Below are 22,958 nucleotides of genomic sequence, written 5' to 3'. Positions count from 1 at the left end.
CCCCCGGCCCCTCTCCCGCAAGCGGGAGAGGGGAGCAAACCCGCGGCATGCGGGTTTTGTCAGCAATCAGGGGCGAGATTCGCGCTTTTGACTGTTGCCACGACCCGACGGACCGCCATCATGCTGCCAGCCCCCCTGCCCGCCGCCGAGCTGAGCGCCCTGCTCGCCCAGCTCTACCAGGGCCCGACCGAAGCCATGCCCTGGGCCGGCTTCCTGGAAAGCGTGCGCCAGCGCCTGGGCGCCGCCTTCGTCACGCTGGTGCTGCGCCACCCTGCCACCGACCGGCCGGGCCTGATCGTCAATGCCTCCGACTACGGCCCGCACCTGCCGGGCGAGCCCTCGTACAGCGAGCAGTACTACGCGCTGTGCCCCTTCCTGGACCTGCACCCGGACCGGCTCTTCAGCGCCGACGAACTGTTTGGCGAAGCCGGCTGGCTGGCACACCCCTTCTACACGCAATACCTTCAACCGCTGGGCCTGCGCTATATCCTGGCGGCCAACCTGGTCACGCCCGACGGCGTGGAATGCGCGCTGTTCATCAGCCGCGTCCACGCGGGACAGGACTTCGGCGAGGCCGACAAGGCACTGCTGCACGGCCTGCTGCCGCACCTGAAGCGCGCAGTGGACCTGCATGCCGCGCTCGACGTGCTTGCATCCGAACGGTCCCTGTACGCGGATGCCGTCGACCGGCTGCAGGTCGGCACGGTGATCCTGGACGAACACGGCAGGACCATCCGGACCAACGACGTCGCCGGCCGCCTGCTGCAGGCGCGCGACGGCCTCTACCTGTCAGACGGCGCGCTGCACGCGCACTGCCCGGTGGAAAACCGCAGGTTCCGCAAGATCCTGGAAGGCGCGGCCCAGGCCCACGCGCTGGCCGCACCGCGCAGCGAAGTCACCACGCTGAGCCGGCCCGCCGCGCCCACGCCCCTGAGCGTGCTGGTGCGGCCGATCCCGCTCAGCTATCGCAGCGAAGACAAGTCGCGCCGACCCGCGGTGGCGGTGTTCATCCGCGACCCGGCGGGATCGCCGCGCAACACCCACGCCAACCTGCGCAAGCTGTTCCACCTGACCCCGACCGAGATCGAACTGGCTTTGCTGATGGTCGACGGGCTGACGCTGGACGAAGCCGCGATGCGGCTCGGCATCAAGAAGAACACGGCACGGGCGCACCTGCGGGGCATCTTTGCCAAGACCGGGGCGACGCGGCAGGCGCTGCTGGTGAAGATGTTGCTGTCCAGTGTGGTGGGGATGGGGTAAGGGCTTCGTACTCCAAGCGGACGATGCCGGAGTAGCGCCGGACTGCTTTAATCCTCGCAAACCACCGGAGACGAGTCGATGACCGAGGATGCCGTGCAGCTTGCCAATCTCCTCTACATCTATGCCGAGCGCATGGACGCCGGCGATCTGCCTGGGGTCGCCGCACTGTTCGAGCATGCAGAGATCGACACCGGAGATGCAGTGCTGCGAGGTTCCGAGGCCATGCTCAAGCTCTGGCAAGCCTATGTGAAATTGCATGCGGATGGAACGCCCAGAACCCGGCATGTCATCAGCAATCCGATCATTGAGATTGCTTCGGGCAAGCTGACAGCTACCGTCAGATCGTACTACACGGTCCTTCAGGCATCCGACCGAATCGCGCTGCAGGTGATCGCGGCCGGTCGCTATCATGACGCCTTCGAAAAGGTCGACGGACGCTGGCGCTTCAGCCGCCGGAATTATTCGATGCTCGATCTGAAGGGCAACCTGACCGATCATCTGCTCTTCCCGTCTGCCTGAGAGATGGCGCGGCGGCACTCCTGGCAGGTCGAAATGCTAGGCAAGCAAGCGCAAGGCATCAGCGAGCGAAAGCACCGTTGTGCGCGAATCGAACGCCGTTGAAAAGAGATGGTCGTGCACGACCTGATCCGGGTCGTAGCAGCAATCCTTGACCGTGAATAGCCGGAAGTCCGCATCGCTCGCATAGGCGACCGACGACAGCACCACACCGGTCGAAGCAATGCCCACCATGAGCAGGGTATCGATACCCTGCGCGGAAAGCCGTACCTGCAGGTCAGTACCAAAGAACACGCTGGCGCGATGCGCGATGATCAGCGGCTCGGTGGCCTGCTGGCCGAGTTCCGGCGAGATCTGGTCGTCGACGAAAAGACCAAGCTGCTTGATTCCCTGCCCGTTCCGGTTCAACGGACTGACTTCCGGATAGCCTGGAGCAAAGTGGATCTTGGCAAAATAAACGCTGACGCCCCTGGCCCGCGCGGCGTCACACAGCTTGCGCGTGTTGGAGAGCAGAGTGGGCGCGACCGAGGGAAATAGCGCCAGGATGTCGGTCTGATAATGCATGACCACCAGCGCGGTTTGCGCGGGAACAATTGCCGGAATCTCAACGGGTGGCGACATAAGGCTACACGATAAGAAATGATGGTCGACTCTACCACGACCAATCGGTTGGCCGTTCTGGGTCGTCTACGGAAGTTGGCCGTGGGATCGTCAGCGAACGACCTGCACCCGGCTTCGAGGGTTCGAATGCATCCGCAGCCCGTTCAACATTGACTATGTTCGTCTCGCCGGCGGCCTAACCTTGGCCCTGAACCGGAGGATCAGTCTCTATGGCGAAGCCGGCAGGCTTTGGGCCACGGGGGGTAATGCCAGGGTCAGGAACTCGATCACTGGATCGGCCGGGCTGCAGGTCAAGTGGTGATCCAAGGGTGTCGGCCGCGATTGGGATACGCACGGTCAGCATTGTCCCCTCCCCTGTGGATCGCACGCTGAGCGTCCCGCCAAGACGCCGGGTACGCGCGCGCATGCTGCGCATGCCGGTGCCCGGATGCCGTTCGATGGCGGCGGGTTCGAAGCCCATTCCGTTGTCGCTGACAACCAGCTCCAGCCCCCGGGCATCATTGCGCAGGACGACGTCCGCGCGACTCGCCTTGCTGTGCTTCAGCACATTGGTCAGCGCCTCTTGCAAGGTCCTCATGACATCAAGAATTTGCGAAGTCGGCAGATAGCATTGATCGAGGCCAGTGAGCTGCCACCGGCACTCGATGTCGTGGCTCTCGAACAGCCGCGTAAGACGGTGCCGCAGCGGCACGATCTGACCTGCCAGCGCGTGCTCGCCAAACTGCTGGCTGGAGGTGGTATCGATGATGATGCGCAGGTCGTCGCGCAGCTCCTTGAGGATCGACAGGACCTGGCCTGGCGGGATGTCGTGAGGGATGCGCTCCAGTGTCGCAATTCCGCTGACGAGCGTGCCGCCGAGCCCGTCGTGCAGGTCGTGTGCGAGATTGAGCCGTTCACTGAGCCGCGCATTGGCGACTTCGAACTCGCGCTGGCGATCCAGGTTGGCTGCGAGCTCCGCCTTGGCCGCGTCGATCTTGCAGTGCAGTTCGTCATTGAATCGTTCAATGCGGCGCAGGTTGGCGACGAAGCGCCAGGCCAGCACCAGCGCCATGGCGATCATCTGGAACTGCGAAGTGAGGGCCGCGTAGTAGAGGTTGTCCTTGAGGATGCCAAGAAAGCTCAGCAGGTCGTGTACCGCGGCGACAAGGAAAATTGCAATGCAAAACGAGAGGATGCGATGGTCGGTGCGACCACTGCGCCCGGCAAAGCAGAGAAATACGAGGCACGTCGCGAAGAAATTGCACGCCAGTCCCACCGTCAGCGTGTTGCGCACGTCGGTCAGGTAACCGTGCGGCGCCCCGAGCATGACGGCGGCGCCCAACACTACCAGCGTCCAGAGCACCGCTTCGATGCGCGGCAGGCGCCGTTCGCAGAAGCGCACCATGGACATCGTGAAGGCAGCACTGTAGATGAGCAGCGCGATGATATTTGCGCGCCCCCAGGCATCGGTACTGGCAAACGGCCAGGTGCTCGTCGCCACCTGATTCAGCGCCACCCACCACCAGGCCAGCGACATCAGGCTGAACCATCCGTAGGTCACTTCTTGCCGGCGCATCACCCAGAGCGAAAAGAAGAAGCAACCTAGCGCGACGGTGATTGCAAGGCTGACCAACTGCAGGTCATGACGCAGCCGGTAGGCCTGTTCGTAAGCGGCCCGCAGGCGGTCCGGGTCGGCGACCGATACTGGTCCAAGGCCGGGTTGGTATGCCGACAGCCCCGAGACGCGAATCAGCAGCGTGTTGGTGCCCTCCCGCAGCAACGGCGGAGATATCAACTGATAACGGGGAGTATTCCAGGCTCGCGTGAGCGGTTCGACGAGGCTCGCGTCACGCATCAGCAAGCTGCCGTTGAGATAAACCGCCCCCGCCATATTCAGGTAAGCGAGCATCAGCGCCGTGGGTTGGCTTGCATCTGCGCACTGCCAGCTCAGCCGGTACCAGACCACGCCGTCGAAATCGGGCCAGCGCGAGGACCAGTCGTCCGGCAGCTTCACTGGGACCCAGCCCGCCGCCGGCGGGCTATCACCCTGCCAGGTCGATCGGGCAGCCTCTATGCGGGTAAAGGCGGTGGCGCCCGGCCCTTCCTGCGCGTTTGCAGCGCCGGCGAGGAGCGTGGCGCCCAAGATCAGCGCAACAAGCCATGCGCACGCGCTTCGAAAACGGCCTGCGTGCGGGAGTGGACGGCCAACTTCTTGTATATGTTCCTGATGTGGCATTCGACCGTCAGTCTGGACAAGGACAGCAAATCCGCGATCTCCCGATTGGTCAGGCCCTTGCCGACCAGCGAGAGGATTTCGATTTCCCGTGCGCTCAGCGGCGACGCGCCGACCAATCGGCGCGCATGAATTTGCGCCCCGCCTGGCAATGGTGCCGTCGTGGCGACCAGATCGAGGATGTGCCTGGCAACGAAAGGATCGATCGGCGCTCCGCCGCGCAGCGCACTGCGGATCGACAAGGAAATCTCGAGGTCGTCGCGCTCCTTGAGCAGGTAACCGGTGGCACCCGCCTGCAGCGCGCTCACGATGACGCGCTCCGTGTTCCAGGTCGAGATTACCAGAGTTGGCAAGGCAGGATCGCGCTCGTGCAACGCGCGAATGAGGTCGATGCCATTGCCGTCGGGCAACCCGACGTCAACCAGCACCATCGCAAATGGCTGGGCGGTTAGCAGCGCATTGGCGTCGGCGAGGCTGCCGGCAAACCACAAGGCCTCCTCGGCATAGCCGAGCGTGGCCAGGATCGTGCGTAGCCTGGTCTGCATCAGTGGCTCGTCCTCGACGACCAGCAAGGGAGCGGGCAACACCGATTCGCCGGTGTCAGTCAATGGTTGGCTCATTGGGTACGGTGCGGTCACGGCCAGAGTTTAGCTGTACCACCGGAACTGGCCGATCTCCGGATCACGCCAGGCTGACAGAAATCGGCCGTGAGGGGCATCCCCGGAACCAGGTAATTCGGGCGAATCTCGCCGGCGGGTAGCCGAGCTTACCAAATTGCTACCTTAAGCCCGCTCAGTCCAGCCTTGCAGCAAAGTCAAGCAGTTGCTGTGCCGTCACCGTGGCCCCGCCACATACCACCACGGCAATGCTGGACGCCGCCTGCAGCACCGGGGTGTCGCAATCCAATGCCGCCAAGGCTGCGCCGCATGCCGGCTCAACCAGGACGCGGTGTTCGTCAAGAAGCCTTATCGCTGCCTCCACCGCCTGTTTGTCTGACACAACGACGCTGTGGATCTCGTGACGCTGCGCCCATCGGAGCGCGCCATCACACGGCCGCCTGGCGCCAAGCGACGTCGCCACGCTGGTGATCTGTGCGAGTTCGACCGGCCTGCCTTCGGCAACCGAGCGGGCGTAGCAGTCCGCACCGTCGGTTTCTACCGCGATCACAGGCACGTCGGACCAGCCATTCCGCTGAAGCCCCTCCAGCACGCCGCACAGCAGGCCACCACCGCCCACGGCAAGAACGATGGCGCCTGGCTTCGGCCCGGATGCCGCGATCTCGTCCACCAGCGTGGCGTGCCCCTGCCAGATGAGCGGATCGTCGAACGGGTGCACGAAGGCATCGCGTGGCCCGATCAGGGACAGTGCAAACTCGTGCGCTTCCGCCCATGTGCCTCCGCGCACGATCAACTCCGAGCCCTCCAGGCGGATCAGGTCGCGCGCTCGCGATGGTGTGCTCTCCGGTACCACCACCACCACGGGAACGCCGAGTTCGCGTCCGCAATAGGCTGCCGCAAGCCCGGCATTTCCGCCTGAAGATGCAACGAATCGCTGTACGCCCGCGGCGTGCCGCGCTTCACACAAGGCTCCGACACCCCGAAGCTTGAAAGACCCGGACGGCTGTGCGGCTTCCATCTTTAGCCAGACCGGTTTGCCGAGCCGCCGCGAATTGGGCTGGGACTGTACAAAAGGTGTGCTGATGTGAAGCGTCATGTTTGGTAGCGAAATGTGGAAAGCGAGCCGTCCCCGCAACGCGGGAAGCTGCGCCATCGTAGTCGCAGGAAGCTATGCAAACCAATGTTATTTAGGTAGCCTAGCTATGCTTCATGAGTATGGAAATGAATGGGCGGAAACGGTATGCGGAACATTGAATTGCGGCATCTTCGCTACTTCATCGCGGTAGCGCAGGCCGGCAGCGTGGTGGCGGGCGCCCGTGCCGTCGGCATTGTCCAGCCAGCCCTGTCGCGGCAAATCATCGAACTTGAGGCGGCCATCGGTACGCCACTGCTGGCGCGCAAGGCAAGGGGCGTGCAACTCACCGTGGCGGGCGAGAGCTTCCTGAGGGATGCCACACAACTTCTGGCAAACCTGCAAGCCAGCCGCGATCGCGCCCTGCGTTGCGCCGCCGGGCAGCTCGGCGAGCTGCGCCTTGGTGTGTTGCCGAACTACCTGAGTTCAGCCGTCGTGACGGAGGTGCTCCGGGCCTTCCGGATAGCGTGCCCGGAAGTCAAGGTCCTGGTGGACCCGATGCTGTCGACGGAGCAGATTGCCGCGATCCGGAACAGGCAGGTGGATGGCGGCATCATGGCCTGGCGTCGGCATGAGGCGCCGCATCTGACTGGCATCGTGTTGCTCAGCGACCGCTTCGTATTGGCCATGCCTTCATCGCAGACCGCCCGCCACAAGCAGCCGAAACGACTGGCGGACGTGGCGGATCTGCCCTTCGTCTGGTTCGATCCGGCGCGGTCCTCGTCCCAGCATCGCTTCCTGATGACGCAGTGTGAGCGCGCCGGCTTCTCGCCTCGCGTGGCCCAGGTGGGCAGCGACATCCCGACCGTGCTCGGTCTGGTTTCGGCGGGGATGGGTTGCGCGTTTGTCCCCGCAAGCCTGTCAACCGTCTGTCCGCCGACCGTGCGGCTGGTGCCACTGCCTGAGGTCGCTGACCGCTTCGACGTGGAATTCGCGTTCGACGAGGAGGTAGCGACGCCAGCAGTCAGGCAATTCGTGCAGGCGCTGCAGCAGGTGATCGATGATCGGGCAAGCTGAGCCATTGACTTCGTGGCGGCCCGTGCCGGTCGGTCACATGACGCATTGCGTGGTTCCGGTGTCGGACAGCAAGCGGCACGTCAAAACATGCACTGGAGGGGCGGCGTCTCACATGGAATACCGTCGCCGTCCCCATCCATCTTTACCGCCGGGCAGTTTTTCAGATAGAAGCGCGCTTCCGCGCAGGATGCCATCTGGCTGCAGTGCTGTTTGCCCTCGCAGCGGAATGCCGGTTCCGCCGTGGCTGCCACTGCTGGAGCCTCGATCTGCTGTGGCTCGGCCTGGGCAACGGGATTTGCCAAAGGCGCGTGCGTTTTGTAATAGATGAAGGCGGCCGCGGCGGCCGCAACTACCAGCAAGCCCTTATACATGTTGACCCCTACCCTTCTTTTTCTTCTTGGAAATGGAAGGATGCCACAACAGCGTCGTTGGTAAGGCACTTTCCATTCGGAATCCGACAGACTAATCTTGGACTAGGCTGCGGGCAGACGATGGAGGCGGATATGGGCATGGTCTCAATAGAACCCGGCAGCTATCACGTTGTACCGCCGCAAAACCCCGGCGAGGTCATCGATCTGATCCGGACGCACGCGATCCAGGTGGTTGACCTCAGGTTCACCGACTTGCCCGGCGTGTGGCAGCACTTCTCGATCACGCTGCCGGAAGTCAACGACGACTTATTCTCTGTCGGCATCGGCTTCGACGGGTCTTCCATTCGCGGGTTCCAGGAAATCCACGAGTCCGACATGCTGGTCAGGCCTGACCCGGCCACGGCGTTCATCGATCCGTATTGCGCAGCACCAACGCTGGCGCTGATCTGCGACGTGCTGGACCCTGTCCTGCACCAGCCGTACTCGCGCGATCCGCGCCATATCGCACGCAAGGCCGAGCTGTACCTCCGGCAAACCGGTCTTGCCACGGTTTGCTACCTTGGCCCCGAACTGGAATTCTTTATTTTCGACTCCATACGCTTCGGGCAGGACCAGCACTCTGGCTACTACCATGTCGAATCCGCCGAAGGCGAATGGACCTCGGGCCGTGACGAAGGCGCCTATGGCGGGGGCAATCTCGGCTACAAACAGCGCTACAAGGGCGGGTACTTTCCCGTGCCGCCAAGCGACACGCTGCAGGACATCCGCTCCGAAATCGTGCTCGCGCTGATGCAGGCCGGCATCCAGGTCGAAGTGCATCACCATGAGGTCGCCACGGCCGGCCAGAATGAAATCGACATGCGCTTTGCGCCACTGATGCGCATGGCAGACAACGTGATGATGTACAAGTACATCTGCAAGAACGTTGCGCGCCGCCACGGCAAGGTCGCCACCTTCATGCCCAAGCCGCTGTTTGCCGACAACGCGAGCGGCATGCATTGCCACCAGAGCCTCTGGCGCGACGCCGAGAACCTCTTCTATGACAAGAACGGTTGGGCGCAGACGTCCCAGATGTGCCGTTGGTATATAGGCGGCTTGCTCAGCCACGCCCCCGCGCTGATGGCATTCTGCGCACCGAGCACGAACTCCTACAAGCGGCTGGTGCCCGGATACGAGGCGCCTGTCAATCTGGCCATGTCGCAGCGCAACCGGTCCGCCGCGGCCCGGATTCCAATGGTTTCGGATTCCCCGAGCGCCAGGCGCGTTGAATTTCGCTGTCCTGATCCGTCGGCCAATGCCTACCTCGCCTTCTCGGCAATGCTGCTCGCCGGCCTGGACGGCATTGAAAACCAGACGGACCCCGGCGACCCGCTCGACAAGAACATCTATGATCTGCCACCGGAGGAAGCCGCCCGCATCCGGCAGGTACCAGGCTCCCTGGAAGAGTCGCTTTGCGCGCTGGAAGCCGATTCAGCGTTCCTGCGCAAGGGGGATGTCTTCACTGAAGACCTGATCACGACCTGGATTGATTACAAGCGCACGCGCGAGATCGATACATTGAAGGTGCGGCCACACCCGTGGGAATTCCAGCTCTACTTCGACATCTGATGACGGCACTACCGTGTCATCAGCGACTCGCGCTGGCAGAGCCCGCTGCACGCAGATGCTCCAGGAGCGTCCTTGCCTCCGGCAAGAGACCAGCTTCGTCCCTCACGCCCAGCCAGAGAATGCGTGAGGCCCAGGCGTCGGACAGGTAGACGGCATGCAGCCCGGCACCCAGCAGTTCGGGCCGGACCGCGCCATCTGGCAGGACGCCGATGCCCAGGCCGGCCTCGATCATCCGGCAGATCGCATCGAAGCTGCTGACCTGGATCCTCAGCCGCACCACCTTGTCCAGTGCCGATGCGGCGTCGGTCAGGCGCTGCAGCAGCGAGCTGCCCTGGTTGAGGCCGACAAAGTCGTACTCCAGGGTTTCGTCGAAACTCACTTCCGGGCGCCCGGCCAGCGGATGCCCGGCAGGCACCAGGACGACCAGGCGGTCACGCCGATAGACAGACTTCCTGATGTCATAAGCCGGCACGTTGTCGGCGAACACGCCGATATCGGTTTCACCGGACAGCAGCGCTACCACCACGTCCTGGCTCAGGCGCTCCTCCAGGCTGATCCTGATCATCGGCTGCGAGGCCAGGAAGCTTGCCAGGTCGTGCGGAAGGAACTGGATCACGGCTGACGTATTGGCCCAGACCTTGACGTGTCCGCGCACGCCGGTGGCGAAGTCGCTCATCTCGCCCGCCATCTGGTTGACCTTGTCGAGCACCATGCGCGCATGCTGGACCAGCTCATGGCCAGCGGGGGTCAGCTCAAGCCCGCGCCGAACCCGCAGGAACAGCGCGCATCCCACCGTGCGCTCAAGATCCGCGATCCGTTTGCTCAGGGCCGACAGCGTCATGTGTGACTTGTTCGCCGCCTGCGTCAGCCCGCCGCATTGGGCCACCAGCTGGAAGACGCGCAGGGACTGGAGATCGAAATGGGCAGGATTGATCATGGTATTGCACTGGCGACGCGCGCCGACTGGATTGAAAGCCAGGAAAGGCTAGTAAGCCGCTCGCGCCTTGTCAAACGGCGCGCCCGGCTCCCGGCAGCGCAATGCAGGCCTTGATCCGCCTGGGATAGCCGACAAAGTGGCGGGTTGTGCCGGCCGTGGTGCTCCCGTACGGCAATATGCACCACCTTTTCCCGTAAGGAAAGGACGGTTGAGAATCCATCGATTACCAGGCAACGGCTTTTGACCCACTATCTCCAGCACACAGCAGGAGCCTGGAGATGGAAACAAGCAAGTCAAAGCCCCTTGCCGGCGTACGCGTCCTGGAACTGGGGCAGCTGATCGCGGGGCCGTTTGCCGCGCGCATGCTGGCGGCGTTCGGCGCGGAAGTGATCAAGGTCGAGCCGCCGGGCACGGGCGATCCGCTGCGCAAGTGGCGGCTGTTGCATGAAGGCACCTCGGTCTGGTGGGAGGCACAGTCCCGCGACAAGCAGTCGGTCACGCTGGACCTGCGCACGCCGCAAGGCCAGGAAGTCGTGCGCAAGCTGGCCGCGCAAAGCGACGTGCTGATCGAGAACTTCCGCCCGGGCACGCTGGAAGGCTGGGGCCTGGGCTGGGACAGCCTGTGCGCGGCCAATCCCGGGCTGGTGATGCTGCGCGTGTCCGGCTATGGCCAGACCGGCCCCTATCGCGACCGGCCGGGCTTCGGCGTCATTGGCGAAGCGATGGGCGGCTTGCGCCACCTGAGCGGCGAGCCGGGCCGCACCCCGGTGCGCGTGGGGGTATCGATGGGGGACTCCCTGTCCGCGCTGCACGGTGTGATCGGCATCCTGCTGGCGTTGCGGCACCGGGAGCAGAACGGCGGCCAGGGCCAGGTCGTGGATGTGGCCTTGTACGAGTCGGTGTTCAGCATGATGGAGAGCCTGCTGCCGGAATACTCGGTGTTCGGCGCCGTGCGGCAGGCGGCCGGCAGCAGTCTTCCCGGCATCGCGCCGACCAATGCGTACCGCTGCGCCGACGGCAAGTATGTGCTGATCGCTGGCAATGGCGATGGCATCTTCAGGCGGCTGATGGACATGATCGAGCGCCCCGACCTGCGCGACGACCCTGCGCTGGCCCACAACGACGGCCGGGTCAGCCAGGTCGCGATGCTCGACGCCGCCATTGGCGAATGGGCGGCACAGCGCAGCCTGGAAGCGGCACTCGACGCGCTCAATGGCGCCCGCATCCCCGCGGGCAAGATCTATGACGTCGCCGATATCGCCAGCGATCCGCACTACCGTGCGCGCGACATGATCCTGGACGCGCAATTGCCGGACGGCACCCCCGTCCAGTTGCCCGGCATCGTGCCGAAGCTGAGCGCCACCCCCGGCGCACTGCCCAACCCCGCCCCCGCGCTTGGCCAGCATACCGACGCGGTGCTGGAAGGCCTTGGCATCGGCACGGCACAGCGCGAGGCATGGCGCATGGCAGGGATTATCTGACAAGGAGACCGGCATGACTGCCAGGAAGGTGTACATACATGAAGTCGCCACGCGAGACGGCTTCCAGAACGAGGCCCGCTTTGTCGAGACCGATGACAAGGTTGCCCTGATCGACGCGCTGAGCGCATGCGGCTACGCCAGGATCGAGGTGACTTCCTTCACCTCGCCCAAGGCGATTCCCGCGCTGCGCGACGCGGAAGCGGTGATGCATCGCATCGCGCGGCGCCCCGGTGTGGTCTACACGGTGCTGGTGCCGAATGTGCGCGGCGCCGAGCGGGCCCTCTCCTGCCAGGTCGACGAGGTCAACCTGGTGATGTCGGTCAGCGAAAGCCACAACCGCACCAACCTGCGCATGTCGCGCGAGCAATCGTTTGCCCAGCTTGCCGACGTCATCCGCGTGGTGAGGGAGACGCCGACCGCGATCAACATCTCGCTGTCGACCGCGATGGGTTGCCCGATGGAAGGCGACGTGCCGCTGGAAAACGTGCTGGGCTGGATGCAGCGCTTCGCCGACCTGGGGGCTCACGGCGTGACGCTGTGCGACACCACTGGCATGGCGTTCCCGTCCCAGGTCGCGAGGCTGTGCCAAGCCGCGCGGCGGCAGTTCCCCGGCCTGGCGCTGACCCTGCATTTCCACAATACCCGGGGCCTGGCGCTGGCCAATGCGCTCGCCGCGCTGGACCAGGGCATCGACCGCTTCGACGCTTCGCTGGGCGGCCTCGGTGGCTGCCCGTATGCGCCGGGCGCGACCGGCAATGTCTGCACCGAAGAACTCGTCCATATGCTTGAACTGGACGGCTACGACACCGGCGTCGACCTGGCTGCCATCCTGGATGCCGCCGCGCGCTTGCCTGGCCTGATCGGCCATGACGTCCCAAGCCAGCTGCTGAAGGCCGGCCGCCGCCTCGACCTGCATCCGATGCCTGCCGCCGACGCGATCCCCGAACAACGGGCCTTCCAGCCCTGACACCCACCCGGAAACCATCATGTCCCTGATCGACCATCTTGACCATCTGGTGCTCACCTGTGTTGACCTCGAAGCCACGCGGCACTTCTACACCGAAGTCATGCAGATGCAGCCTGAAACCTTCGGCAACGGTCGCCTGGCCTTCCGCTTCGGCAACCAGAAGATCAATCTCCACCAGCGCGGCGCCGAGTTCGAGCCCAAGGCACACCTGCCCGTTCCCGGCGCACTCGATCTCTGCTTTATCGCTTCCGTCCCGCTCGACGACGTCATCGCCCATCTTCGGCGATGCCAGTGGCCCATTGTCGAAGGACCGGTGGCGCGCACCGGCGCAACGCAGAAGATCCGCTCGGTCTACGTGCGCGATCCGGACCTGAACCTGATCGAGATATCAGAACTGGTCGACTGAAGATCGGCCAACCCGGCAAAACGATGGAGGAGACACCCATGAAACGCATGACGATCGCCGCGGCCGCCCTGGCGGCCCTGGCTGCGGCCGCCCCGGCCCACAGCACCAACGCCTATCCCACCAAGCCGGTCACCCTGGTGGTGCCCAGCGCACCGGCCGGATCCACCGATATCGTTGCCCGCCTGGTCGGCGAACAACTGCAGGCCGCGCTTGGCCAGCCCGTGGTGGTGGACAACAAGCCCGGTGCCAGCGGCAATATCGGCACCGAAGCCGTGGCGCGCGCCGCGCCGGACGGCTATACGCTGCTGCTTCAGTATTCCGGCTACCACGTCGGCAATCCGGCGCTGTTCCCGCAGATCCGCTGGAAGCCGTCCAGCTTCGTCCCGGTGGCGCTGGTCATGCGCGCGCCGCACGTCATCGCCATCAACGGCAAGCTGCCCGCGACATCGATAGCCGAACTGGTTACCTACGGCAAAAGCAATGGCAAGGGCCTGTTCTATGCCTCGTCCGGCAATGGCTCGATCCAGCATATCGCCGGCGAGATGCTGGCGCGGCAGACCAGGGTGCCGATGACGCACGTACCGTACAAGGGCGCCGGGCCCGTGGTCACCGACCTGATCAGCGGGCAGGTCGACATGTTCATCACGACCCCGCCGAGCGTGATCGGGCATGTGCAGGCGGGCAAGATCAAGGCGCTTGCCTATGCCGGACCGAAGCGCCATCCCTCCATGCCCAATGTGCCGACCACCGCGGAGGCTGGGCTGCCAGGGTATGAGGTGGAATCCTGGTTTGCACTGTTTGCACCGGCGAATACACCGCCGGCCATCGTCGAGCGCTTGTCCCAGGAGGTGAAGAAGATCGTGGCCAGCGACACGTACAGGAAGAAGATCGAGGAACAAGGTGCCTTTGCCGCCTACATGGGGCCGCAGGAGCTGGGCAAGTTCGTCGATCAGGAACTGGCGTCCTGGTCGCGTGTGGTCAAGACATCGAATATTCGCGCGGACTAAGTGTCGTCGATGCGTGGAAGGTCTCCCCGGGTGGGGAGACCCGTTTTTTCTATACGCCCAGGCGATTTTCCAGCCGGCTGGCGGCGACATACAGGCGCGCAAGCTGGCACGCAGCATCCTCAAGCAATGCCGCCGCATGCTCCATCGCAAAGCCGATTGATACCGGCCCCTGCTGAATCGAGATGCACCCGTCGAAGGCTTCGGCCAGTCCGGCATCGGGCTCGACGGCGCCTGAGAGCAGCGTCACCGGCACACCGGCCTGGCGCGCCATGCGCGCGATCATGGCAGGACCTTTTCCCATCATGGTCTGCGCATCGGACCGTCCCTCGCCGGTAATGACCCAGTCGAAGGCGCCGAGCCCTGCATCGAGGCCGGCAGCACCCAGCACAAAGGCCGCGCCGGGAACGATCTCGGCGCCGAGCAGGTGCAACGCAAAGCCGATGCCGCCGGCGGCGCCGCTGCCTTGCGCATCGGCAACCTCCAGCCCGACCACGGCGGCGCATCGCGTTGCAAACCGTTCCAGCCGGGCATCCGCAGCGGCCAGGTCTTGCACGCCCTTCTGCGGGCCGAAGACAAAGGTCGCGCCGTTTGGCCCGCAGAGCGGATTGTTGACGTCGGACAGGCCCAGCAGCCGGACCCGGCCAAGCTGCGCAGGCTGCTGATACGTTGCGGCGCAGATCGCGTCCAGCGTATCCAGGGTTGGCCACAATGCGTTGCCCTGCGCATCGGTAAAGCAAAAGCCGGTTTCCGCCAGCAGGCCGGCACCTGCGTCATTGGTGGAAGATCCGCCCAGCCCGATCGCGATGGTATCGACACTGCGCTCAGCGAGCGCGCGGATGACATGGCCGATGCCCCTGGTCGTGCGTTGCCCCGGCGCCAGCAGGGCGTGCGGAAGGCCGACGATTTCAGCCACCTCGACGATCGCGAGCTCGCCAAACTCCTGCGTGCGGACGCGGAAGTACCGCACCGGCCTTGGCACGCCATTGGCATCGGTGGCAACCACCGCTTCCCACACGCCCGCACGCGTGGCCGCCAGGACTTCGGCGGTACCTTCGCCGCCATCGGCGATCGGTGCCACGGTGACATCCGCACCAGGCACCGCGCGCCGGATGCCGGCGCGGATGCGATCCGCCACCTCGGTCGCGCTGAGGCTGCCTTTGAACGAGTCAGGTGCAACCAGCACCTTGAGTCCTGCTGCTTTCATTGTCGGCACCATCCTTCGTCCGGCGGGCACGTCATGCGGCCACCACGTTCCTGGGCGCGCCTTGCGCGAAGGCACAGATATTGTCGATAAGCTGGTCGGCCAGGCCTTGCACGGCCTCGTCGCTGGCCCATGCAACGTGCGGGGTCAGGATGAAGTTCGGCGCATCCTTCAACTGATGGAACGGGTGTTCCGCGCCGGGCGGCTCCTGCGTCGCAACGTCGAAGCCGGCCCCGGCCACCTTTCCGGATTGCAGCGCTTCCACCAGCGCCGCTTCATTGACCAGCCCGCCTCGGGCGGTGTTGATCAGCAACGGGCGCCGCTCCATCTTCGAGAACTCCGCGGTGTCGATCAGGTTGCGTGTCTGCGCCACCAGCGGGCAATGCAAGGTGATGATGTCGCTACGGCGCAGCACCTCGTCGAAAGGCGTGTAGAGCGGGCCCATGCCCTCGCGTCCCTTGTGGGCCGCAAACAGCGGCTGCATGCCCAGCGCACTCGCCATCCTGGCCACCGACTGGCCGAGCACGCCGTCGCCGATGATGCCAAGCACCGACCCGTGCAAGTCCTTGATCGGGTAGTCGAAGAAGCAGAAGGATCCGGATTCCTGCCAGCGGCCGCGCCGGACCGCATCGTGGTAGGCGGCCAGGCTTCGCCGCAGCGCGACGATCAGGGCAAATGTATGTTCCGGCACCGTATGGACGGCATAGTTGCGGATATTGGAGACGACGATGCCGCGGGCGGCACAGGCTTGCAGGTCGACAACATCGGTGCCGGTCGCCGCAATGGCGATGAGCTTCAGGTTCGGTGCCTGCTCAAGCTGGCGGGCATCCAGCTTCACCTTGTTGGTGATGACCACGTCCGCGGCGGCGATGCGCGCGGCGACGTCCTCGTCAGGCGTTTCCCCGTAGAGTTGGAGCTCATGCGGGAACGGCAGCGCTGGCAGCGTGACCTGCGGCGAGATGGTGGAACGGTCCAGGAATACGATCTTCATTGCCATGACATCCAGGTTGCGGGCCCCCCGCAGCGTGCCGATGTGAGGCACGGCTTGTCACACTGGCGCGTAGGGACGGGCTGCGGTCGAAGGGCGGCAGGCATCTGCCGCGTTATTGCGCCACAGACATGATGAGGGGAGGCAGGCCCAGCTGGAATCGCGGCTTTCTCCACCTTCCTTTCTCAAATGGAAAGGCAATGGCCACGTCACGGCAGCATCGGCCCTGCATGGCGTGGAACATTTCGGCCTGGGCTGACACGAACTACGTGAGGGGCCGCGGAAACGCCGACGCTGCGCGACGGCATCACATTCCCCGGCCATTCGCGGTAGCTATGGCAGGAGGACCCACATGAACACCACTGCAAAACTCATTCCCTCAACCGAGTTGGCGCAACAAAACCCCGTCCGGTTTCCCAATGAAAGCGCGGAGTACCGCAAGGCGCGCAATGCGCTGCTCGCGGAGGAGATCGAGCTGCGGCGCCACATTGAGCGCGTGGCCGAACAGCGCCGCGGCCTGCCCGCGGGCGGCGAGGTGACAAAGCGCTATACCTTCCAGGGCGAACGCGGTCCGGTCACGCTGGCCGAACTGTTCGGCGACAAGGACACCCTGGTCATCTACAGCTATATGTTCGGACCGCAGCGGGAGCAGCCTTGCCCGATGTGCACGTCGGTGATGGCGTCGTGGGATCACAAGGTCCCGGACATCGAGCAGCGCGTGGCGCTGGCGATGATCGCCCGCTCGCCCATCGATCGCCTGGTCGCCGCCAAGAAGGCGCGGGGCTGGACCAAGCTGAAGGTCTATGCGGACGTCGACGGCGATTTCACCCGCGACTATGTCAGCCCCGAAGATGCCGACGCTCCGGGCTACTCGGTGTTTACGCGCCGGGACGGCAAGATCCGCCATTTCTGGAGCAGCGAGATGTATGCCCTCTCGGTCGACCCGGGTCAGGACCCGCGCGGTGCGCCGGACCTGGATCCGCTGTGGACCCTGCTGGACACCACGCCGGAAGGCCGGGGGGCGGATTGGTATCCGAAGCTGGAATACCCCGAGGGGAAATAATCGTCCTCGATGGCAGGGTCAGGCCTCGGGTTGGTGGCAAACCACTTCGATGTTGTGCCCGTCCGGACCAATCACGAACGCCGCATAGTAGTTGGCGTGGTAGTGCGGGCGCAGGCCAGGCGCACCATTGTCTTTGCCACCCGCCTCCAGGGCCGCGCGATAGAAAGCTTCGACTTGCCGGCGATTCTCGGCCGTGAACGCCAGGTGAAGATGCGCCGGCTTTTCCTCGGTCTGGAACAGGCACAATGAAGCCTTGCCCTTTGGGCAAAGCTCGACACCGTACGCCGGCGGCCCCTCCGAGGCAACCGCTACGCCGAGCGGTTCGAGTGCCTTGAGGAAGAACGCCTTGCTCGCTGCATAGTCGCTGACTCCGAATTTGACGTGGTCAAACATGGGTTCTCCTGAAGTGTGTGGGCCCTGCGCGCGGCCCGACCCCAGAGTTTGACGATGAACCAAAAAAAATGCCAGCCATCCCCGATGGCCGGCACCAAGCTCACAGCAGTTGGAGACTGAGACCCCGCCGCGCGTCGCCGCCGCCGGACCGCGCGCGCTCGGGGCAAGCCTCAATCTGCCTGACCTCGACAACATCGCCTTCGTCCACCCGGACTCGTCCGTTCGGGGTATGCGAACCGAAGTCACACGGCTCTAGTGTGTCCCTTCCCGATGACTTTCATGAAGGAGGGGCCGATGGCCAAAGCAGAGAATCTCGTGACGTCGATCCAGGTGGAGATCGACGCACCGGTAGCGCTGGTGTGGGAAGTGCTGACCGACTTTGCGCGCTACGCGGAATGGAATACGTTCTGCCCGGAGCTGGAGACCACCGGCCGGCTCGGCGACATGGTGTACATGCAGGTGCGCATCCCCGGCACCGACCAGGTCATCCCGGTCAACGAGTACCTGGTGGCGTGGGAGCCGGAACGCCTGCTCTCGTGGGAGCAGCGCCCCACCGACGAGAACAAGGATGCAGCCCGGCGCGACCAGTACCTGGAAGCCGTCGGGCCCGGGCGCACCCGCTACTTCACCACTGACCTGTTCCTGGGGCTGAACGCGGAGACCATCATGCGCGAGCACGGTGCCTGGGTGAAGCAGGGCTTCGACCAGGTGGCACGGGACGTCAAGGCGCGCGCGGAAGCGCTGAATGCGCAACGGCAGGCTGGCCTGCGCTGAGCAGTCATTGCCTGTACGCGCGGGCGGGAGCGCCGCTACTCCCGCATCCTCTCCGCCATGAATGCCCGCAGCATCTCCATTGCGGGCGTCTCGGTCCGTCCCTGCAAGGTGATCAGCGCGAACTGCGCGCTGGTGTGCAAGGGCGGCGTCAATGCCAGCTCCACCAGTTCCCCGCTTGCCATGGGCTCGCGCGCGGCGGCGATGATGCCGAGGAACACCGCATCGGTGATGCGGGCGGCTTCCACCAGGCTGGAGATCTCCTCGCAGCGCAGCGTGACCATCTGGTCGGGATGCGCGCGTGGCCCGAAGTGGGCGATCAGGATGCGCGCCACCTCGTCCGACAGGGGGCTGGAAGCGATCGGATAGGCCAGCAGATCGTCGAAGCTCACGCGGCGCAGCTTGCACAACGGATGGCCGCTGCGGCACATGAAGCCGGCGCGCAGGTCCGGCAGCCGCTCCACGCGCAGGTCGGGGCCCGGCACTAGCGAGCGCAGATCGATGACCACGCCGTCAAGCGCGCGGGCGCGTAGCTGCTGAAGCTGCAGATTGGTCGCGCCGCGCGAAATGGTCAGCCTGACCCTGGGATGGTGCCTGGCCATATGCACCAGCAGCGGCGTCATCAGCATAGCGCCCGGCCCGGATCCCAGGCCGATGCGCAGCGTGCCCGCCTGGCCGGCCTGCAACGCCAGCGCGCTCTGCCTGAGCTCGCCAGCCTCGAAGACGATGCGCCGTGCCCTTTCCAGCGCCAGCTGCCCGAACGGCGTCAGTTCGTTGCGCTTGCCGATGCGGTCTACCAGTGGCATGCCCAGCTCCGCTTCCAGGGCCTGGATGCTGCGGCTGAGTGCCGGCTGCGTCAGATGCAGCCGCGCGGCAGCCTGGCTGAACGAGCCGGTCTCCGCCAGCGCGATCAGGTGCTTGAGCTGAATCAGGTTCATCGCCGTCCTCGCATGCAATCTTGTAATGATAATGAGAAAAATGATGCATTGGACATCAGGTTGCCGCCTTCCTAACATGGCTGCCAGCCGTGCGTCCCGCCGGGGCAACAAGACAGACGCGGCATCCATGATCAGGAGACGACGATGACCCTCACACAATGCCTGCGCCGCCCGCTGACGAGGCTGACTGGCGGCCTGCTTGCCGCCGTGCTGGCCAGCCCGATCTGCGCCGGCGCGGCCGGCGCGACCGCAGCCGCGGGGGCGACCGGGGCGTCCTATCCCGCCAAGCCGATCGCACTGATGGTGCCCTATCCCGCCGGCGGCGCCTCCGACGCCATCGCCCGCGTGCTGAGCCAGCCCGTCGGCAAGCAGCTCGGCCAGACCGTGCTGGTGGAGAACCTGGGCGGCGTCAGCGGCGCCATCGCCGCGCAGAAGGTGCTGTCGGCGCCGGGCGACGGCTACTACCTGTTCCAGGGCTCTCCCAACGAAGTGATCCTGTCTCCGCTGGCCAATGCCGCGGTCAAGCTGCAGGCGGAGGACTTCCAGCTGGTGCAGCCGATTTCCACCGCGGTGCTGGCACTGATCGCACGCAAGGACCTGGAAGCCAACTCCGCGGACGAACTGATCGCCCTGGCGCGCAGCCGCAAGGACAAGCCGCTGTCTTACGGCAGCGTGGGAGTGGGCTCGCTGTACCACATCCTGGTCGAGCATATGCAGCAACTCACCGGCACCAGGATGACCCACGTCCCTTACAAGGGCGCGGCGCCGCTGGTACAGGACCTCGGCGGCGGCCAGCTCGACTTCGCCATCGTGCCGTTCAACGCCGCGCTCGGCGCGATGGCCCAGCAGGGACGGCTGAAACTGCTCGCCACCGCGGGCGCCACCCGGGCGCCGCTGTTGCCCAATGTGCCCACCATCGGCGAAGGCAAGCTGCTGAAGAACTTCGCCTTCACGATCTGGACCGGCTTCATGGTGAAGAAGGGAACCCCGCCCGAGGTGGTGCAGCGCCTGAACCTGGCGCTCGGCAATGTCCTCAAGGATCCCGCCGTGCGCGCCGGGCTGGAAGCCCAGATGCAGACCGTGGCCACGCCGATGACGCTGCAGGAGGCGGCCCGCTTCTACGAAGGCGAGACGGCGCGCTACCGCGGCCTGGCCAAGGCCATCGGGCTGCAGCCGCAATGACGCAACGCCAATGCCATCGCATATAGAGAGGAGAGAAATCCCATGCACGCCATCCTGGAATCGCTGCGCTCCCGCGCGGACAAGTTCGTTGCGCTGCGCCGCGACATTCACCAGCATCCGGAACTTGGCTTCCAGGAGCACCGCACCAGCGACGCCGTGGCCGAGCGCCTCGCCCAATGGGGCTACGACGTGGAGCGCGGGCTGGGCGGCACCGGCGTGGTGGGCAGGCTGCGGCGCGGCAGCGGCACGCGCCGGCTCGGCCTGCGCGCCGACATGGACGCCCTGCCGATCGGCGAGGCGACCGGCCTGCCCTACTCCAGCAGCCATGCCGGCGTCATGCATGCCTGCGGGCACGATGGGCACACCGCCATGCTGCTTTGCGCCGCGGAATACCTGGCGCAGGAAGCGCAGTTCTCCGGCACGCTAAACCTGATTTTCCAGCCGGCCGAGGAAGGCATGGGCGGCGCCGTGCGCATGATCCAGGACGGGCTGTTCGAGAAGTATCCCTGCGACGCCGTCTTCGCCATGCACAATATGCCTGGCATCACGCAGGGACGGCTGGTGCTGCGCGACGGTCCCACCATGGCTTCGTCGGACTACGCCACCGTCACGGTCAGAGGCGTGGGCGGCCACGGCGCGCTGCCGCACCGGGCAGCCGATCCGCTGGTGGCCGCCGCCGGCATCGTGCTGGCCCTGCAGACCGTGGTCTCGCGCAACGTCGACCCGCTGCAGATGGCGGTGGTGACGGTCGGCGCCATGCATGCCGGCAAGGCCAACAACGTGATCCCGCAGGAAGCCACGCTGGAAATCAGCGTGCGGGCGCTCGACCGCGACGTGCGTGCCACCCTGGAGCGGCGCATCAAGGCGCTGGTGCAGGCCCAGGCGGAAAGCTACGGCGTGCGCGCCGAGATCGATTACCGGCAAGGCTATGCGGTGCTCGTCAACACTCCGGAAGAGACGGAATTCGCGCGCCAGACGGCGCTCGCCTTGCTTGGGCCGGACAAGGTCGTGCCGCAAGGCCCGGCGCTGCCCGGCAGCGAGGACTTCGCCTTCATGCTGGAGCGCTGCCCCGGCAGCTATCTGCTGATCGGCAACGGCGATGGAGACAGCGCAGGCGCCTGCATGGTGCACAACCCCGGCTACGACTTCAACGACGACAACGTCACCATCGGCGCGGCCTATTGGGCGCTGCTGACGCAGCGCTTCCTGATCGACTGAGGTTGCAGATCGCTGTTTCGGCTATTAGGGACTGGCCCGTCGATCGACCTGCATAGGCAGGTCGATCGACGGGTCAATGCGGAGGTCTCTGGCTTAGCACCACCAACGCCGCGGTGCCGCGGCTGCGCACGCAGGCGTCGTTGCAGTGGTCTTGCGCCGCGTCGGCGGAGGCCACGCTGACAGCGGGCATCTCGTCCTGGCTGCCATGCGCGGTGGCAAGGTCGCCGCCCACGGCAATCGCCCAGGCCGCGCCCATCGCGGCGCCGGCCCCGGCCAGGCCCGCCGCCCAACGAAATCCGAGCCGCTTCATGCTGTCTCCTCCGCACCCTTACTGGGTTTCCATGCTTTTGAAAGCATCGTAGTCAGCGCCGGCCCGAAACGCTTCGTCCGAGCAGACTAAGGGGTATCCCGCAGCAGCGCCGGATCGAAAGTGGCGTCGGGTCGACAGGAAGGGATGGTGGACAGGGCCGGATGCGGCGGCACGTCGGGCCCTTGATACAGCCGGGCCAGCGCTGCGGCACAGCCGGACAGGCCAGACGGCGCGAGATGCATGGCGTGCGCGCTCAGCAGGCCCCACAGGTGCGCCACCAGCAGGCCGGCCATGCCTGGGGCCGGCAGCAGGCCGGCGAAGGTTGCGCGCAGGGTCTCGACGCCCGCCAGCACGCGGGCGCGCAGCGGGCAAAGCTCGCAGTCGTCGCCGCACTTGTGCTGCAGCAGGGCGGCCAGCAGGCTGACATGGCGCGCCAGGTCATCGCCATCGAGCAAGGCGGCCAGCGCCTGCTCCAGCGTGCCTGGCCCGTTGGCGGCGCGGCCTTGCGCCAGCGGCGCGAGGCGGGCGGCGAAGTCGGCTTCGGCGCACGACAGCAGCGCGCCGAGCAACTCGGCGCGGGAACGGAAATGCCCGTAGACGGCCCCGCGCGTCATGCCGATGGCGCGGGCCACATCGTCCACGGTGACGCAATGCAGGCCGCGGTGCCGGATCAGTTGCAGCGCGCTGGCCAGGATGCGCGTCCGCGTGACGGCGGCATCTTCGCGGGTGTGGCGGGCCATGG

The 22,958-nt window shown here is 65.4% G+C and carries 24 protein-coding genes; 12 read left to right on the top strand and 12 right to left on the bottom strand.

Annotated elements, in window-relative coordinates:
• Positions 1-120 precede the first annotated feature (120 nt).
• Together I6H87_RS21890 and I6H87_RS21885 are read left to right on the top strand one after the other, a co-directional pair.
• Positions 121-1,260 (top strand): helix-turn-helix transcriptional regulator, encoded by a 1,140-nt coding sequence (locus I6H87_RS21890; RefSeq protein WP_011616709.1) that lies wholly within the window; start codon positions 121-123, stop codon positions 1,258-1,260.
• 78 nt (positions 1,261-1,338) lie between these two features.
• A complete protein-coding gene (locus tag I6H87_RS21885) occupies positions 1,339-1,779 on the top strand; it encodes a nuclear transport factor 2 family protein (protein ID WP_011616708.1) in 441 nt (146 codons plus the stop codon).
• A gap of 36 nt (positions 1,780-1,815) precedes the next feature.
• Here the strand turns inward: I6H87_RS21885 and I6H87_RS21880 are convergent, their stop codons facing one another.
• The 4 genes from I6H87_RS21880 to I6H87_RS21865 all read right to left on the bottom strand — a co-directional run bounded on the left by I6H87_RS21880 (position 1,816) and on the right by I6H87_RS21865 (position 6,322).
• Positions 1,816-2,397, bottom strand: a complete 582-nt coding sequence (locus I6H87_RS21880; RefSeq protein ID WP_010814013.1) for a cysteine hydrolase family protein — start codon at positions 2,395-2,397, stop codon at positions 1,816-1,818.
• A gap of 175 nt (positions 2,398-2,572) precedes the next feature.
• The gene (locus I6H87_RS21875) at positions 2,573-4,519 is read right to left on the bottom strand and encodes a sensor histidine kinase (RefSeq protein WP_011616707.1); all 1,947 of its coding nucleotides are present in this window, start codon (positions 4,517-4,519) and stop codon (positions 2,573-2,575) included.
• A 2-nt stretch (positions 4,520-4,521) separates the two neighbouring features.
• Positions 4,522-5,229: a response regulator gene (locus I6H87_RS21870; protein ID WP_011616706.1), complete on the bottom strand. Its 708-nt coding sequence runs from the start codon at positions 5,227-5,229 to the stop codon at positions 4,522-4,524.
• 172 nt (positions 5,230-5,401) lie between these two features.
• Positions 5,402-6,322: a pyridoxal-phosphate dependent enzyme gene (locus I6H87_RS21865; RefSeq protein ID WP_011616705.1), complete on the bottom strand. Its 921-nt coding sequence runs from the start codon at positions 6,320-6,322 to the stop codon at positions 5,402-5,404.
• A gap of 144 nt (positions 6,323-6,466) precedes the next feature.
• On the opposite strand from I6H87_RS21865, the gene I6H87_RS21860 reads away from it, so the two are divergent.
• Positions 6,467-7,375, top strand: a complete 909-nt coding sequence (locus I6H87_RS21860) for a LysR substrate-binding domain-containing protein (protein WP_011616704.1) — start codon at positions 6,467-6,469, stop codon at positions 7,373-7,375.
• Between the two features lie 80 nt (positions 7,376-7,455).
• Here the strand turns inward: I6H87_RS21860 and I6H87_RS21855 are convergent, their stop codons facing one another.
• The gene (locus tag I6H87_RS21855; RefSeq protein WP_081050256.1) at positions 7,456-7,746 is read right to left on the bottom strand and encodes an excalibur calcium-binding domain-containing protein; all 291 of its coding nucleotides are present in this window, start codon (positions 7,744-7,746) and stop codon (positions 7,456-7,458) included.
• A 132-nt stretch (positions 7,747-7,878) separates the two neighbouring features.
• Between I6H87_RS21855 and glnA the strand changes: the two genes are divergently transcribed.
• Entirely contained in the window at positions 7,879-9,354 is a 1,476-nt protein-coding gene (gene glnA / locus I6H87_RS21850) for a type I glutamate--ammonia ligase (protein WP_010811649.1), read from the top strand.
• Positions 9,355-9,373: 19 nt separating this feature from the next.
• Here glnA and I6H87_RS21845 read toward each other — a convergent pair whose 3' ends face one another.
• On the bottom strand, positions 9,374-10,291 hold the full coding sequence (locus tag I6H87_RS21845; protein ID WP_010811648.1) for a LysR family transcriptional regulator: 918 nt from the start codon (positions 10,289-10,291) through the stop codon (positions 9,374-9,376).
• Between the two features lie 278 nt (positions 10,292-10,569).
• Here I6H87_RS21845 and I6H87_RS21840 point away from each other — a divergent pair, with 278 nt between their 5' ends.
• From I6H87_RS21840 to I6H87_RS21825, 4 genes are read left to right on the top strand one after another with little or no spacing between them, the layout of a single operon-like run.
• Positions 10,570-11,772, top strand: a complete 1,203-nt coding sequence (locus I6H87_RS21840) for a CaiB/BaiF CoA transferase family protein (RefSeq protein ID WP_011616703.1) — start codon at positions 10,570-10,572, stop codon at positions 11,770-11,772.
• 13 nt (positions 11,773-11,785) lie between these two features.
• Entirely contained in the window at positions 11,786-12,739 is a 954-nt protein-coding gene (locus tag I6H87_RS21835; protein ID WP_011616702.1) for a hydroxymethylglutaryl-CoA lyase, read from the top strand.
• A 19-nt stretch (positions 12,740-12,758) separates the two neighbouring features.
• Positions 12,759-13,145: a VOC family protein gene (locus I6H87_RS21830; protein ID WP_010811645.1), complete on the top strand. Its 387-nt coding sequence runs from the start codon at positions 12,759-12,761 to the stop codon at positions 13,143-13,145.
• A 38-nt stretch (positions 13,146-13,183) separates the two neighbouring features.
• Positions 13,184-14,152, top strand: a complete 969-nt coding sequence (locus I6H87_RS21825; RefSeq protein WP_011616701.1) for a Bug family tripartite tricarboxylate transporter substrate binding protein — start codon at positions 13,184-13,186, stop codon at positions 14,150-14,152.
• Between the two features lie 49 nt (positions 14,153-14,201).
• Here I6H87_RS21825 and I6H87_RS21820 read toward each other — a convergent pair whose 3' ends face one another.
• Positions 14,202-15,356, bottom strand: coding sequence for a glycerate kinase (locus I6H87_RS21820; protein ID WP_011616700.1), 1,155 nt, complete (start codon positions 15,354-15,356; stop codon positions 14,202-14,204).
• Positions 15,357-15,387: 31 nt separating this feature from the next.
• Entirely contained in the window at positions 15,388-16,344 is a 957-nt protein-coding gene (locus tag I6H87_RS21815; protein WP_011616699.1) for a D-2-hydroxyacid dehydrogenase, read from the bottom strand.
• A gap of 349 nt (positions 16,345-16,693) precedes the next feature.
• Between I6H87_RS21815 and I6H87_RS21810 the strand changes: the two genes are divergently transcribed.
• Positions 16,694-17,404 carry a DUF899 domain-containing protein gene (locus tag I6H87_RS21810; RefSeq protein WP_010811641.1) on the top strand — a complete coding sequence of 237 codons (711 nt, stop codon included), beginning with the start codon at positions 16,694-16,696 and terminating at the stop codon, positions 17,402-17,404.
• 18 nt (positions 17,405-17,422) lie between these two features.
• Here I6H87_RS21810 and I6H87_RS21805 read toward each other — a convergent pair whose 3' ends face one another.
• On the bottom strand, positions 17,423-17,797 hold the full coding sequence (locus I6H87_RS21805) for a VOC family protein (RefSeq protein WP_010811640.1): 375 nt from the start codon (positions 17,795-17,797) through the stop codon (positions 17,423-17,425).
• Between the two features lie 294 nt (positions 17,798-18,091).
• On the opposite strand from I6H87_RS21805, the gene I6H87_RS21800 reads away from it, so the two are divergent.
• Positions 18,092-18,571: an SRPBCC domain-containing protein gene (locus tag I6H87_RS21800; protein ID WP_011616698.1), complete on the top strand. Its 480-nt coding sequence runs from the start codon at positions 18,092-18,094 to the stop codon at positions 18,569-18,571.
• Between the two features lie 35 nt (positions 18,572-18,606).
• On the opposite strand, the gene I6H87_RS21795 is transcribed toward I6H87_RS21800, so the two are convergent.
• Positions 18,607-19,506: a LysR family transcriptional regulator gene (locus I6H87_RS21795; protein ID WP_010811638.1), complete on the bottom strand. Its 900-nt coding sequence runs from the start codon at positions 19,504-19,506 to the stop codon at positions 18,607-18,609.
• Positions 19,507-19,650: 144 nt separating this feature from the next.
• Between I6H87_RS21795 and I6H87_RS21790 the strand changes: the two genes are divergently transcribed.
• Entirely contained in the window at positions 19,651-20,688 is a 1,038-nt protein-coding gene (locus I6H87_RS21790; RefSeq protein WP_010811637.1) for a tripartite tricarboxylate transporter substrate binding protein, read from the top strand.
• Positions 20,689-20,730: 42 nt separating this feature from the next.
• On the top strand, positions 20,731-21,906 hold the full coding sequence (locus tag I6H87_RS21785) for a M20 aminoacylase family protein (RefSeq protein WP_010811636.1): 1,176 nt from the start codon (positions 20,731-20,733) through the stop codon (positions 21,904-21,906).
• Between the two features lie 73 nt (positions 21,907-21,979).
• Here I6H87_RS21785 and I6H87_RS21780 read toward each other — a convergent pair whose 3' ends face one another.
• Together I6H87_RS21780 and I6H87_RS21775 are read right to left on the bottom strand one after the other, a co-directional pair.
• Entirely contained in the window at positions 21,980-22,216 is a 237-nt protein-coding gene (locus I6H87_RS21780; RefSeq protein ID WP_010811635.1) for a hypothetical protein, read from the bottom strand.
• Positions 22,217-22,302: 86 nt separating this feature from the next.
• Positions 22,303-22,956: a TetR family transcriptional regulator gene (locus tag I6H87_RS21775; protein WP_011616697.1), complete on the bottom strand. Its 654-nt coding sequence runs from the start codon at positions 22,954-22,956 to the stop codon at positions 22,303-22,305.
• Positions 22,957-22,958 lie beyond the last annotated feature (2 nt).

It is taken from the genome of Cupriavidus necator, from assembly GCF_016127575.1.
GTDB classification, from domain to species: Bacteria; Pseudomonadota; Gammaproteobacteria; order Burkholderiales; family Burkholderiaceae; genus Cupriavidus; species Cupriavidus necator_D.
Note: the sequence above shows the minus strand (reverse complement) of the source record. Positions and strands in the feature narration are given on the sequence as shown.